6 protein-coding genes and 2 pseudogenes are annotated in these 14,058 nt (G+C 69.4%); 2 read left to right on the forward strand and 6 right to left on the reverse strand.

The genetic code is table 11. From position 1 onward, the window contains the following. Positions 1-29 precede the first annotated feature (29 nt). Positions 30-719, forward strand: a complete 690-nt coding sequence (locus tag ABZ464_RS01640; RefSeq protein WP_359269317.1) for a TetR/AcrR family transcriptional regulator — start codon at positions 30-32, stop codon at positions 717-719. A 6-nt stretch (positions 720-725) separates the two neighbouring features. Here ABZ464_RS01640 and ABZ464_RS01645 read toward each other — a convergent pair whose 3' ends face one another. From ABZ464_RS01645 to pulA, 3 genes and pseudogenes are all read right to left on the reverse strand, one after another. Then, on the reverse strand, positions 726-1,088 hold the full coding sequence (locus tag ABZ464_RS01645; RefSeq protein ID WP_359269320.1) for an isomerase: 363 nt from the start codon (positions 1,086-1,088) through the stop codon (positions 726-728). Positions 1,089-1,120: 32 nt separating this feature from the next. Continuing rightward, positions 1,121-2,380, reverse strand: a pseudogene (locus tag ABZ464_RS01650) (PP2C family protein-serine/threonine phosphatase); the annotation flags it as partial. Positions 2,381-2,453: 73 nt separating this feature from the next. After that, positions 2,454-7,814, reverse strand: coding sequence for a pullulanase-type alpha-1,6-glucosidase (gene pulA / locus ABZ464_RS01655; RefSeq protein WP_359269323.1), 5,361 nt, complete (start codon positions 7,812-7,814; stop codon positions 2,454-2,456). A gap of 187 nt (positions 7,815-8,001) precedes the next feature. Here pulA and ABZ464_RS01660 point away from each other — a divergent pair, with 187 nt between their 5' ends. Beyond that, entirely contained in the window at positions 8,002-10,083 is a 2,082-nt protein-coding gene (locus ABZ464_RS01660; protein WP_359269326.1) for a carbohydrate-binding module family 20 domain-containing protein, read from the forward strand. A 3-nt stretch (positions 10,084-10,086) separates the two neighbouring features. On the opposite strand, the pseudogene ABZ464_RS01665 reads toward ABZ464_RS01660, so the two are convergent. From ABZ464_RS01665 to ABZ464_RS01675, 3 genes and pseudogenes are all read right to left on the reverse strand, one after another. Continuing rightward, a pseudogene (locus ABZ464_RS01665) lies at positions 10,087-11,082 on the reverse strand (non-reducing end alpha-L-arabinofuranosidase family hydrolase); the annotation flags it as partial. 68 nt (positions 11,083-11,150) lie between these two features. Next, positions 11,151-12,563: a glycoside hydrolase family 30 beta sandwich domain-containing protein gene (locus ABZ464_RS01670; RefSeq protein ID WP_359269328.1), complete on the reverse strand. Its 1,413-nt coding sequence runs from the start codon at positions 12,561-12,563 to the stop codon at positions 11,151-11,153. Between the two features lie 75 nt (positions 12,564-12,638). After that, complete coding sequence (locus tag ABZ464_RS01675; protein WP_359269331.1) at positions 12,639-14,018, reverse strand: alpha-amylase family protein; 1,380 nt, start codon at positions 14,016-14,018, stop codon at positions 12,639-12,641. Between the last annotated feature and the right edge of the window lie 40 nt (positions 14,019-14,058).

Raw genomic sequence — 14,058 nt, forward strand, 5'->3', positions numbered from 1 at the left:
AGGCCGGATCTGATCGGTAAGGTGTGCGCATGACTACCGGGGTTCGTCGAAGAATGGGAGTCGAGGAGCGTCGGCAGCAGTTGATCGGCGTCGCCCTCGACCTGTTCGCCCAGCGCTCGCCCGACGAGGTCTCCATCGACGAGATAGCGGCCGCCGCCGGTATCTCGCGCCCCCTCGTCTACCACTACTTCCCCGGCAAACTCAGCCTGTACGAGGCCGCGTTGAAGCGGGCCTCGGAGGATCTCGCCTCCCGTTTCGTCGAGGCCCACGACGGTCCGCTCGGCTCGCGCCTGCTGCGGGTGATGCGTCGTTACTTCGACTTCGTGGACGAGCACGGCCCGGGTTTCTCCGCCCTGATGCGCGGCGGCCCGGCCGTCGGCTCGTCCACGACCAACGCCCTGATCGACTCCGTGCGCCAGGCCGCCTACGAGCAGATCCTGTCCCATCTGGGCATCACGGACCCACCGGCCCGCCTGGAGCTGGTGGTCCGCTCCTGGATCTCGCTCGCCGAGTCGACCGCGCTGATCTGGCTGGACGGGCGGCGCATCCCGCGCGGGGAGCTGGAGGTGCAGCTCGTGCACGACTTCGCCGCGCTCACCGCCGTCAGCGCGGCCTACGACGACGAGATGCGCACCCTGCTGCACCCCATGCTGGCCGGCGAGCCGGCCGAGGGCCCGTTCGGGAACCTGGCGGCCCGGCTCATCGCGCTGGCGTCGTAGCGGCCGCTACTCCCGCTCGAACTTGCGGTACGACGGGTCCAGGTCGCGGACCTCGGCGGAGGCGTGCAGCACGAACCACCCGCCGTCCTCGACATGCTCGCGCAGCAGCTCCAGGACGGCCTCGGTCAGCTTGGCCTTGGTCTCCTCGGTGCGGCCGGCGAGCAGGCCGAGGGTGACGTGGACGATCGCATGGCCCCCCTCGCTCGGGTCCTCGTAGCCGTACGCGGTCACGTCGGCCTCGCGGAACAGGGTCTTGCAGGCCTCCGGCTTGGCGGCCGCGATCTCCACCACCGAGGCGTGCAGGGCCTGAGCGAAGGCGGCCCGGTCGAATTGGATCGAGGCCGAGTGGTCGACGGTGATGTTCGGCATGAGCACTCCTGTTCCAGGGCGACGACGTCACGTCACCCTAGCCGCAGTGCCAGCATGGCGATGTCGTCGTCCTGATCGTGGGCGAAGCGGCCGAGCAGCAGGTCGCAGAGGGGGTCCAGGCCCGGTGGGGCGGCCGCGGCGGCGGTGCGGAGGTGTTCCAGGCTGACGCCGAGGTCGGTGCCGCGGGTCTCGATCAGGCCGTCGGTGACCATGAGGAGCCGGTCGTCGGGGCGCAGTGTCAGCTCGGTGGGGGCCGGGCGTTCCAGGCCGAGGCCGAGGAGGGGGCCGTCCACGTCGACGTAGCCGGCGGTGCCGGCGCCGGAGACGACCAGCGGGGGGAGGTGCCCGGCGTTGGCCACCCGCAGCCGTCCGGTCGCGGGCTCCAGCAGGGCCAGGCACACGGTCGCGGTGACGTCGGGGTGGTAGTGCTGGAGCATCCGGTCGAGGCGGGCGGCCAGCACCGCCGGGTCGGGGTCCTCGACGCAGTAGGCGCGCAGCGCGTGCCGGATCTCGACCATCACCGTGGCGGCCTCCAGGGAGTGCCCGACGACGTCCCCGACGGCGGTGAGCACCCGGCCGCCGGTGGACACGGCCGCGTAGAAGTCGCCGCCGATCTCGGTCTCCCGGGACGCGGGCACGTACCGCACCACCAGGTCCACGCCGGGCAGCCGGGGCGGCCGGTCGGGGCGGGGCAGGAAGCTGTGCTGGAGGGTGAGCGCGACATGCCGTTCGACCTGGTACATCAGCAGCGGCTCGGCGGCCAGCGCGGTGACCTGGGCGAGGCGGGAGAGCATTCCGTCGACGACGGGGGCGGCGGCCGGGACCGCCACGCAGACGGGGGTGCGACGGCCCGGGGTCACGGCCGGCACCAGCCGGGCCGCCTCCCGCCGGCCGGGCCGGAAGAACCCGGCCGGCCACACCGTCGCGGGCACGACCACGCCCCGTGGCCCGCCGTGCGCCCCCGCGAGCCGGGAGACCAGCCGGGCCACCGTCTCGTGCGCGGCCGGGTCGGGCAGTCCGAGGGTGCCGCGGTCGAGGGAGGTGCCCCGGTGCAGTCCGCCGTCCGGGCCGATCACGAAGACCACCGCCGGAGCCCCGGCCAGCCTCGCGGCGCCTTCTGCGGCGGCCTCGGCCAGCTCACCCGGGCAGCGCGCGGTCTGTACGGCGACCGTGGCCTCAGCGAGGAGCGTCAGCCGTCGCGCCCGCACCTCCGCGTCGCCCCTGCGCCGCGCCCCGCGCAGGGCGGCCCGGACGGCGGACTGCGTCTGCAGCGGATCGGCGGGCACCGTGAGACTCCCGGCCCTCTAGGAAACGACGTGGTGGGGCAGCCCCGCACCGGGACCGCCCCACCAAGCTAGTCCTGTATCAGGAGACCCGGGAGAATACCGCGACAGTACGACCCGGAACGGCGAACGTGCCCGATTCCCGCACGTAGGACGCGGTCTTGACGGTAGAGTCCGCCCCCGCCGCCTGCACCGGGTGCAGTCGGTAGCCCTTCCCGGCGAGAGAAACGATCCGCTGCTGCTGCGCGTCCGGCGTCGCGTTGAAGACGACGACCAGGTCGCCCAGCTCCATGGTGATGACCCCGGGCGTCTCGTCGGTGCCGGACAGCGGGAAGGACAGCGCCGACTGGACCCGCGCGGCCGTGCCGAGCGAGAACGCCTTCTCCGTCGTACGGATCCTCAGCAGGTCCTGGTACGCGGCGGAGGCGCCGGTGATCTGCGGGCAGCCCACCGCGACGCTCGTCAACAGGGGCTTGGCGTAGGGCCACTTGGCGGCGTTGTCGGCGGCCGGGGGCAGCCCGCGGCCGAAGCCGTTGCCGTCGGCGCAGTTCCAGTGGATCGCGTTGAACCAGTCGCCGCTGTCGTAGGAGTTGCGGTCCAGGGACTTGGAGCGCAGCAGGTCGGAGCCGGCCTGGGAGAGCGAGGGGCCCTGCGAGAGGGCGGCCGTGGCCATCGCGAGGACCTGCATCCTGGCCCGGTCGGCGGCGCTCGTCGACGACGGCAGCTTGTAGGCGAGGGCGTCGAACAGGGACTCGTTGTCGTGCGCGTCGGCGTAGGCGAGGGCGTCTCCGGGTGCGTCCGCGTATCCGGCGGGCTGCCCGTTGTAGTCGACCTCGGCGCCGGTGACCTCCTTGCCGTCGGTGTCGGTGAACCGGTAGGCGGCGAGGTTGCCCGACAGTCCGACCTTGATCAGGTCCTGGTAGTGCAGGAGGCGGGCCTTCTGCTCGGCCGTCGTCCCGTTGGCCGTGGCGGAGTTGGGGTCGGTGTACAGGCCGGACGCGAAGCCCTGGACGCCGGGGTCGGAGTCGAAGGGCCCGCCGCCGCGTACGGCGTCCCGCGCCCGGTCGGAGAAGGTCGCGATGCCGGTGCCGGCCATGTTCTTCTGCGTGGCCTGCACGAACCGGGCGTCGTCGGCGACCTCGCCGAAGTTCCAGCCCTCGCCGTACAGGATGATCTTCTTGCCGTCCACGCCGTCCTTGGCGGGGGTCAGCGCGTCGAGCGCCTTGCGGACGGCCAGGATGTTGGCCTTCGGGTGGTGGCCCATGAGGTCGAAGCGGAAGCCGTCGACCTTGTACTCCTTGGCCCAGGTGACGATCGAGTCCACGACCAGCTTGCCCATCATGGCGTTCTCGGTCGCGGTGTTGGCGCAGCAGGTGCTGTTGGCCACCGACCCGTCGGCGAGCAGGCGCTGGTAGTAGCCGGGGACGATCCGGTCCAGGACGGAGGTGTCGGCCTGACCGCTCGCCGCGGTGTGGTTGTAGACGACGTCCATGACGACCCCGAGGCCGTCCTCGTTCAGGGACTTGACCATCTTCCGGAACTGGACCGTGCGGGCGGTGCCGTCCGGATCGGTGGCGTACGAGCCCTCGGGGACCGTGTAGTGGTACGGGTCGTAGCCCCAGTTGTAGGCGTCCTTCGCGGCGGTCCTCGTCACGCAGTCCTGCTGCTGCTCGGAGTCGGCCGCGTAGGAGGCGAGGTCGCAGTCGGGGGTGGCCTGGTCGGCCTTCTTCTCGGGGATGGTGGCGATGTCGAAGGCGGGCAGCAGGTGGACGTACGACGTGCCCGACTTCGCCAGGGCGCGCAGATGCTTCGAGCCGTCGCTGTTCCCGTCGGTGAAGGCGAGGTAGGTGCCCCGGTCCTTCACCGGCACGGTCGGGTCCGCGACGGAGAAGTCCCGGATGTGCAGCTCCTGGATCTCGGCGTCCTTCAACGGCACCGCCTCGGGCTTGGTGTACGAGGACCAGCCGCCCGGCGCCAGGGACTTGTCGTCGAGGTCGACGACCAGGCTGCGCTCGGAGTTCGCCGTCAGGGCGACCGAGTAGGGGTCGGTGACCTTGTTGGTGACGACCTTGCGGACGCTCGGCGCCCAGACCTTCACGACGTAGCGGTAGGCCTTGCCCTTCCAGGACGTGGGGCCGGTGACGGACCAGACGCCGGTGTCGCCGTCACGCCTCATCTTCACGAGGGAGCCGTCGAGTTCCAGGAACACCTTCTGCGCGGTCGGCGCCCAGACGGCCAGGGTGGGGCGGCCGTCGTGGAAGGCGGGGCCCAGCTTCGCCTTCGTCGCCGCGGGGTACAGGTCGTCGAGCACTCCGGCGATCTGGACGCCGGTCGCCGTGAGGACCGCGCCGTTGACCGCCCGCTGGGAGGCGACGAGCTGCCCGCTGAGCGCCTCGCGCACCCGGTCGCGGTCGCGCGGGTCGACGGACCAGGCGGTGTAGTCCTTCAGATGCGGGAACCTCGCCTTCTGGGCATCGGTGAGCGTGGTCTTCGTCAGCCGTAGCCAGCGCTCGTCGTCGCTGGTCAGCGCGCCCTTGTCGACGGTGATCGAGCCGTCGTGGGAGTACCGGAGCTGGGTGGAGGCGGCGGCGTCGGAGCCGTTCCAGGCGAGGGTGTTCCGGTCGATCCAGACCGCCTTGGAGGTGGTCAGGTCGAGCGCGGCGGCGGACCCGGCCGGCTGCGGGAGCAGATACTTCTCCTGGCCGCCCAGCAGCCACACCTCGTGCCCGTTCGCCGTGAGGTCGAGGGACTGGTCGGCGGGCAGATCCTTCTCGTCGCCCTTGTGGAGGATGTAGCTGAGGCTGGTGGCCCCGTCGGTGAGCGGCACCTCGTAGACCGCCCCGTAGGCGTCGGTGTTCACCGGCTTCAGCGGGTTGGACCACTCGGTGGGGTCGGCGGCGCCCGTCCAGACGTGCAGGCCCCAGCCGTCGTAGTCGCCGTCGGCGCGGTGGTAGTGCAGAACCGCCTTCGTCCCGTCCTGGGCCGGGTAGTCGGGCCTCTCCGTGAGGACGGTGTCCTTGCCCTGCTCGATCCAGACCTCGCCGGCCCTGGTGACGTCGATCGTGCGGTCGGTGGAGACGTCCTTGGTGCCGTCCTTGTCGATGACGAGGAAGCCGACGTTCGAGGCGCCGGGCTTCAGCTTGACGTAGGCGAAGGCGCCGTACGCGTCGCGGCCGGTGAAGGGGTGGCTGTCCGGCCAGTTCGTCGCCTCGCCGTCGGCGAGGTCGCCCCAGGCGTACAGGCCCCAGTCGGCGTAGTCGCCGTCGGTGCGCTTGTAGTGGACGATCGCGTAGTCGCGGGAGGAGGCGGTGGGGGTCTCCTCGGCGGGCGGGGTGCCGGTGCTGGACCCGGCGGTCGCGGACGCGGTCCGGCCGGCGGAGTCGACGACCACCGCCTTGTAACGCAGGGCGGTTCCGGCCGGGACGTCCTTGCCGAGGGTCTGGGTGACCTTGTAGGGGGCGTGGTCGGCGGAGCCGAGGGTCCGCCACTTCCCGTTGCCGGTCTGGGCGGCGAAGACGACCCGGTTGAGCTGACCGCCGTCCACATCGGCGCTGAGCTCGACGGTGCCGGTGGCGCCGGCGGCGGGGGCCTCGAGGGTGATCGTCGGCTTGGTCGCGGGCCGGGCGAGCTTCCCGGCGGCCTTGAGGACGATCGCCGAACCGGCCGGGACGGTGACGGTGATCTTCTTGTCGGCGCCGGAGGTGACCGTGCTCTCGGTGCCGTAGATCCCGTGGAAGGCCATGGTCTCGGAACCGGTCGCGAAGGTCGCGGTCCGCGCGGTGTCCGCGTTGTTGAAGGCGACGACGTACTCGACGCCCGACCCGGTGCGCGAGAAGGCGTAGACGCCCGCGCCCTCGGCCGCGTACCGCTCGGTCTGGACGCCGTCGGTGAGCGCCGGGTTCGCCTTGCGGAGCTTCGCGAGGGCCGCGATCCGCCGGTACAGGGGCGCGCTCGTGTCGTAGGCGTCGCTCGCGTGGGTGCGGTCGGTGCCGATCTCGTCGTCGTCGAGGTAGTCGGCGACCTTGGAGGCGAACATCGTCTGGCGGGCGTCCTTGTCGCCGCCGGAGCCGGTGAAGCCCTGCTCGTCGCCGTAGTAGACGACCGGGTTGCCACGGCTGAGGAACATCAGCTCGTTGGCGAGCCGGTCCTTCTCGAGCAGTTCGGCGTCGGTGGCCTTCGGGTTGTCCTGGTTCAGGAAGTAGCCGATGCGGCCCATGTCGTGGTTGCCGAGGAAGGTGACCTGCTCGTACGCGTTGGCCTTGTCGGTCGTGTACCTGTAGTCGTCGGCGAAGACGCCCGCGAGTTTCTGCGCGCTGCCGCCCTGGGAGGCGTACTGGCGGGCCGCCTCCTGGAAGGGGAAGTCGAGGGTGGCGTCGAGGCGGCCCTGGGTGACGTACGGGGAGGTGATCGACGTGTCGGCGGAGTAGACCTCGCCGAACATGAAGAAGTCCTTGCGGCCCTGCTTGGCCGCGTACGCGTCGAGCGCCGTCGCCCACTGCGTCCAGAACTCCATGTCGACGTGCTTCACGGTGTCGATCCGGAAGCCGTCGATGTCGAAGTCCCGCACCCAGCGCCGGTAGATCTTCTCCATGCCGCTGACGACCTCGGGGCGCTCGGTCCACAGGTCGTCGAGGCCGGAGAAGTCGCCGTAGGTCGTGGACTCGCCGGCGTAGGTGGAGTCGCCCCGGTTGTGGTACATCGTCGGGTCGTTGAGCCAGGACGGCACCTTGGAGTTCGAGGTGACCTTCGGGGTGCGCGGGAAGGAGTCGGCGTCGACGGCGGGGAACTTCTTCCCGGCGGCCGCGTAGTCGGCGTCGTCGAAGGGCTCGCCGTCCTTCGTCAGATAGGGGAAGGCGCCCTTGGAGAGGTAGCCGTAGGACTTCTCCTCGTAGTCGACGACGTCGGCGGTGTGGTTGGTGATGACGTCGAAGAACACCTTCATGCCCTTGGCGTGCGCCTTGGCGATGAGGGTCTCGAGGTCCTTGTTGGTGCCGAAGTGCGGGTCGACCTGGGTGAAGTCGGTGATCCAGTAACCGTGGTAGCCGGCGGAGGCGTTGCTGCCCGTGCCCTGCACGGGACGGTTCTTGAAGATCGGGGCCATCCAGATGGCGGTGGTGCCGAGGCCCTTGATGTAGTCGAGGCGCCGGGTCAGACCCTTGAGGTCGCCGCCCTGGTAGAAGCCCTTGTCGGTGGGGTCGTAGCCGGTGGTCAGGCGTGAACCGGTCAGACCGCCCTTGTCGTTGGCGGTGTCCCCGTTGGCGAAACGGTCCGGCATGACGAAGTAGAACTGCTCGCGGGTGTCGTCGTGCCGGGCGGGCTCGGCGGCGAGCTTCGCGTCGGAGGGCGGCGGGGGCGGGCTGTCCGCGTGGGCGGCGAGCGGCTGCACGAGCGCGGCGGCGAGGGCCACGACGGCGACGGCCGCGACCCGTCTGACTTGTATCACCGGTGTGAACTCCTAGCGACGGCGGTGTCTTGGGTCCGACCCCGCGCGACCGTATCGCTGCCGAAAGGTTTACAGCAAGAGTCTTGCAATTAACAGCAAGAACTTTCACCGGAGCCTTGACGGGCCCTTCGTAACTGCCCCACCCTCACGGGTTGTTGAAACACGAAACCCCTTTCCGGAGCCGCACATGACCACCAGACACCACCCCCCGGGTGTCCTCAGGCGCGCCGCCGCCGCCGCTGCCGCCGCCACCCTGGCCCTCGCCGGAGCCGTCGCGCTGCCGGCCACCGCCGCCCACGCGGACACCACCGCCCAGGGCGATGTCATCGCCAACCTGTGGGAATGGAACTGGGACTCCATCGCCGACGAGTGCACCGACGTCCTCGGCCCGGCCGGCTACGGCGCCGTCCAGGTCGCCCCGCCCGCCGAGTCCCTCAAGCAGTCCTCGTACTACTGGTGGGACGTCTACCAGCCGTACTCCTACAACCTGAACAGCCGCTTCGGTACGGCGGCGAAGTTCGCGTCGATGGTGACCGCCTGCCACGACGCCGGAGTCAAGGTCTACACGGACGCGGTGATCAACCACACCGCCGCCCAGACCGGCACCGGCTACAACGGCACCACGCTCACCAACAAGTACGACACCCCGGACTGGGACCCGGGCGACTACCACCAGTCCGACGACTGCAACGACTCCGACCTGATCATCGACGACTGGTCGAACCTCTCCGAGGTCCAGAACTGCGAACTGCTCGGCCTGCCCGACCTGGAGACGGAGAACGACAGCGTCCGCTCCGGCATCGCCGCCTTCCTCAACAAGCAGCTCGCGCTCGGGGTGGACGGCTTCCGGGTGGACGCGGCCAAGCACATCCCCGAGGCCGACCTCGCGGCGATCGAGGCCAAGCTGACCGCCACGACCTCGGGGTCGACGCCGTACGTCTTCCAGGAGATCTACCCCGGCTCGACCCCGCAGCCGGCGGACTACTACGCCTCCGGTGACGTCCTGGACTTCACCTACGCGAGCAAACTGAAGTCGGCGTTCCAGGGCAATGTCAGCGACCTGGAGTCCCTGTCGTCCTCCGGCATCCTCCCGGCCGCCAATTCGGTGTCCTTCGTGACCAACCACGACACCGAGCGCAACGGTCTGCACATGAGCTACAAGGACGGCGACTCCTACAAGCTCGCCAACCTCTTCCAGCTCGCCTACAAGTGGTCCACGCCGACCGTGTACGCGAGCTGGGAGTGGACGCAGAGCGACCAGGCCCCGCCGAACTCCGCCGGTTTCGTCACCGCCACCGACTGCGCGAACGGCTCCTGGTACTGCCTCGACCGGGACAGCGCGGTCGTCGGCATGGTGGCCTGGCACAACGCGACCGACACGGCCGCCGTGTCGAACTGGCAGACCAAGTCGTCGAGCGTGATCGGCCTCGGCCGCAGCGGTGCGGGCTTCTTCGCGCTCAACAACGGTTCCAGCAGCGCCACTTACACCTTCACGACCGGCATGGCCGACGGCACGTACAAGAACGTGATCGACGGCGGCGCGAGCACGGTCACCGTCTCGGGCGGCAGCGCCTCCCTCACCATCCCGGCGAAGAGCGCGATCGCCTTCTACGACGGCTCCTACACCTGCACCGTCGGCTGCGAGGACCCGGGCGGCGACGGCGGCGGCTCCACGTCGACGGTGAGCGCCACCTTCAACGAGTACGCGTCGACGGCCACCGGCACGAACGTCTACGTCGTCGGCTCGATCGCGGCCCTCGGCAGCTGGGACACCTCCAAGGCGATCGCCCTGTCCTCCTCCGGCTATCCGGTCTGGTCGGGCGAGGTGAGCGTGCCGATCAACACGTCGTTCGAGTTCAAGTACATCAAGAAGGACTCCTCCGGCAACGTGACCTGGGAGTCCAACGCCAACCGGACGGCGACGACCACGACTTCGGCGATCACGGTCAACAGCTCCTGGAACGTGGCCACCGCGAGCGCCACCGACGTCACCTTCAACGTCAACGCGACGACGACCTGGGGCACCAACGTCTACGTCGTGGGCTCGCTCGCCTCGCTCGGCTCCTGGAACACCGCCGACGCGATCCCGCTGTCCTCGGCGTCGTACCCGACGTGGAGCAGGACGGTGATCGTCCCGAAGAGCACGGCCTTCGAGTACAAGTTCCTCAAGAAGGACGCGTCGGGGACGGTCACCTGGGAGTCCGGGACGAACCGCTCGTACACGACGGGCAGTTCGTCCGGATACACCACGAGCGACACCTGGAAGTAGGGCTCAGCAGGTCGAGTTGGTCTGGGTGAGCAGACCCAGCCGCCACGGGAGGGTGTTGTACGGGCCCGTGGCGGCCGGGTCCAGGCCTTGGTAGAGGTACTGGAGCCGGCAGGGGTTGACGGTGAGGGTCTGGTCGCTGCCGGCGCGGATCATCTCGCCGTGACTGATGTCCTGGCTCCAGGCGGTGCCGGTGAACGTGACGTTGGTGGACCGGGCGAAGGGGTTGCTCTCCGTGTCGGCGAGCGGGGTCCAGGCGCCGGTCAGGGAGGTGGAGGTCCAGGAGCGGAAGTAACGCCTGCCGTTGCCGCCGATCGCCTCCACCAGCATCAGGTAGGTGTTCGTACCGGCGAGCTTGTAGACGTTGCTCGCCTCCCACAGGCGGTACTTGTTGCTGTCGGACACCACCATCACCGTGTTGGTGAAGCCGTTCGGGAAGGCGGCCAGGGTGGTCTGGGAGCGGTAGAGGTGGCCGTTGTCGTCGGAGGAGAAGAGATAGCAGGTGGCGGCGTCGCAGATGGTCCAGAAGTCGACCCAGTACCCGCTGCCGATGTTGTCCTTGATGATCTGCGGCATTCCCTCCGCGTAGAACTTCTTCGGGGCGGTCCAGGAGGCCGGGTTGGCGATGTCGGCGGTCGTCGAGTAGGCCGCGTTGTCGCCGGTCTGGTAGACGAGGTACCAGAGCTTCTGCGGAGCGAAGTAGAAGACCTGCGGGGCCGCCTTGTAGCCGGTGCCGATGGCCGTACGGTCCAGGTAGTAGTGCGTGGCGTTCGCGGCCTGCGACCAGTCGGTGAAGCTGAGGTACACCATGCTGTAGCCGCCCGCGCCGCTCGCGGTGGAGGCGAAGACGTGCCACTTGCCGCCCGAGTACACCACCGACGGGTCCTTGACCGCCGCGATCGTATGGGTGGCGTCCGACTTGGCGGTGATCAGCGGGCCGCTGGAGGACCAGGTGAAGCTGCCGGGCAGGGCGGTCGCCGCCGCGGAGGACGGGGCCGCGGCAGCCCCGATCAGCAGGGCGAGCCCGCCGAGTAAGAGACCCAGACGTCGTCGCACACGCATCGCTACTCCTATCGGTTGAGGGTGTACGTCACCAAGGAGCGGGCCGGGACCGTGGCGGTCAGCGAGCCCCCGCTCACCGCGACGGCGGGCTGCCGAGCCATGCTGTTCGCGCTGTCGGTGAGATACGGGGTCGCGGTGCCGGTGGTGATCCCGGTGTTGCGCAGGCCGTACGACACTTGCTGGGCGGCGGTGCCCGTGTTGAGGACCACGACCGTCAGCGTGCCGTCGGCGTTGCGGAAGGCCGAGAGCCTGAGGTTCGCGTCGGGGGTGGTGGCGCCGATCCGGACGGCGCCGGGGCGGATGTGGCGGCTGTACGCGGCGAGCGCCCAGAGCCGCTTGGAGACGTGATAGCTGTCGCCGTCCATCTGGATCAGGCCCCGGGTGGCGCCCGTGGAGGCGCCGTACCAGTAGACGTAGCCGCTGGTGCCGCCCTTGGTAAGGGCGTCGTGCACGGCGGTGGCGACGGTGAGGCCGTCGTAGCCGCTGCCGTCGTCCCAGTTCTCGTTCCAGGCGGTGCCGTTGGGGGACCACTCCGACATCCAGGTGCGTTGCGCGGTCGGCAGGGGGCCGTCGACCGCGCTGGCGTAGGTGTGGCCGGTGTGGGTGCTGACGTATCCCCGGGCCGTCGCGTCGGCCTCGATGGCGCTCGTGTAGGCCTTCTGCTGGGTCCAGCCGAAGGAGTCGCAGCAGGCGACCTTGTATCCGGCCGCGTTCGCGATCGGGCCCACCACCTTCGTGAACTCGACCGCCTGCGCCGGGGTGAGCCGCATGGAGTCGTACGTCGCCGTCCAGTCGGGCTCGTTGGTGAAGCCGAGGTCGGTGACGCCGATGCCCTCCTGGGCGTAGAACCGGGCGTACTGGACGAGGAAGTTCGCGTACGCCCGCCGCCAGTCGCCGCTCGCGCAGGTGGCGCCGGAAAGACCGCACAGCGTGCCGCCGCCCGCGTCCGTCCCGTTGGTCTTCATATAGCCGGGGGCGGTCCAGGCGTCGGCGTAGAACCGGTTCACCCCGTAGGCCTTGGCCTCCTTGGCCAGCCACACCTGGCCCTTGTCGTAGCCGTCCCAGACATAGCGGGGCGTGGCGTTCGGGCCGCCGGGGTCGGTGGGCTGGATGCCGGAGTCGATGCCGAGGCGCAGGATGCTGAGGCCGGCGCCGGTGCTGCGGTGGAAGAGGAGATCCAGGATCTCCTTCTGATGTGGGCCCGACAAGCCCTGCGAGCCGTTCATGATGGCGGCCCTCCCGAAGTGCTCGGAGATGCCGAAGCCGTCGATGGGCTGGTACGTGGTCGAGCCGTCGATGGTGGCCGAGGTGGCGGCGTAGGCGTTCGGGGTACCTACGGCGGTGACGCCGACGGCCGTCAGCAGGGCCGCCACCGAGGCCGCTGTCCATGTCCTGAGTCTGCTCCTGAGTCTGCGCAGCATGATCCGCCCTAGCGTGGGAGCGCTCCCATTCCTAGTGGCGGAACGTAGGGCGGTGTCATGCAAGCGTCAAGAGGGTCAGCAGCTCGTCTTGCCCGTGTAGATCGCGAGGGCGGTGTTGGCGCCGAGGGTGGCCGTGAACTGGCCACTCCCATTCACCGTCACCGTGGTGTTGTTCTGGATGTTGCAGTACGTCCCCGCGGCCAGGGAGGTCTGGTAGGTCCGAGTCAGGGAGCCGCTCTCGTGATTGATGGCGACATAGCCCTTGCTGCCGCGCCCGAAGGCGATCGCGTCGCCCCCGTTGTCCCACCAGTTGGAGACTGCCTCGCCGCGGGTGGCGTTGCGGAAGGCGACCATGCGGAGGATCTCCGGCCAGGCGTGCTGGCACTTCCAGCCGTCCTGCCAACAGGCTTTGACCGTACCGCCGTTGGGCGGGCCCGCGTCCGTGTCGGACCACTCGTAGCCGGAGTTGATGTCCGGGGCGCCGTACGGGTACGCCAGCATGAAGACGTTGGCGAGGGTGTAGTTCGCGCCGTCCTTGTAGTTGAGGGTCGAGCCGTTGCGCTCGGTGTCGTGGTTGTCGACGAAGACACCGGCGACGGAGTTGCTCAGGTATCCCCAGCCCTCTCCGTAGTTCTTCAGGTAGGCGAGGTTCTCGTTGTTGAAGACCCGCTTGAGGTCGTAGGCGTAACGGAACTCCTGCACATCGCCGTTGCCGGTGTACTCGGTCGGCTGCACGGCCTCGCCGGAGCCGTAGATCACCTCCTGCTTCCAGTACGCGCTCGGGTTCGTCAGCCGGGACTTGATGTTCGCCAGGTCGGCGGTGTCGATGTGCTTGGCCGCGTCGATGCGGAAGCCGTCGACGCCGAGGGTGAGGAGGTCGTTCATGTAGCCGGCGATGGTCTTGCGGACGTACTCCTCGCCAGTGTCCAGGTCGGCGAGGTTGACCAGCTCGCAGTGCTGGACGTTCCAGCGGTCCTGGTAGTTGGTCACCGGGGAGGTGCAGTCGTCGAAGTCGTACGAGGAGTACAGGCCCGGGTAGTCGTACTTCGTGTACGAGGAGCCGCCGGTGCCGGTGCCGCTGCCGGCCGACATGTGGTTGATGACGGTGTCGACGACGACCTTGACCCCGGCCGCGTGGCAGGTGCTGACCATGTTCTGGAACGCGGCGCGGTCACCGAGGCGCCCCGCGATCTTGTAGCTGACCGGCTGGTACGACGTCCACCACTGCGAGCCCTGTATGTGCTCGGCGGGCGGGGAGACCTGGACGTATCCGTAGCCCGCCGGGCCGAGGGTGTTGGTGCACTCCTTCGCCACCGAGGCGAAGTTCCACTCGAAGAGGACGGCGGTGACGTCCTTGGTGCCGGGCGGGGTGGCGTGGGCGGCGGTCGCGGGGGCCATGAGGGCCGCCCCGGCGGCGAGGGCGACGGCGCCCGAAAGGGTTCTGCTGCTGACCATGTGGGGGTTCCTTCTCCATTGAAGGTTCTTGCTGAAATCT

The organism is Streptomyces sp. NPDC005820 (assembly GCF_040630255.1).
Classification (GTDB): Bacteria; Actinomycetota; Actinomycetes; order Streptomycetales; family Streptomycetaceae; genus Streptomyces.

Coding starts and splice junctions, on each gene's coding strand:
- ABZ464_RS01640 (WP_359269317.1), top strand. CDS start 30: ATGACTACCGGGGTTCGTCGAAGAATGGGAGTCGAGGAGCGTCGGCAG.
- ABZ464_RS01645 (WP_359269320.1), bottom strand. CDS start 1,088: ATGCCGAACATCACCGTCGACCACTCGGCCTCGATCCAATTCGACCGG.
- ABZ464_RS01660 (WP_359269326.1), top strand. CDS start 8,002: ATGACCACCAGACACCACCCCCCGGGTGTCCTCAGGCGCGCCGCCGCC.
- ABZ464_RS01670 (WP_359269328.1), bottom strand. CDS start 12,563: ATGCTGCGCAGACTCAGGAGCAGACTCAGGACATGGACAGCGGCCTCG.
- ABZ464_RS01675 (WP_359269331.1), bottom strand. CDS start 14,018: ATGGTCAGCAGCAGAACCCTTTCGGGCGCCGTCGCCCTCGCCGCCGGG.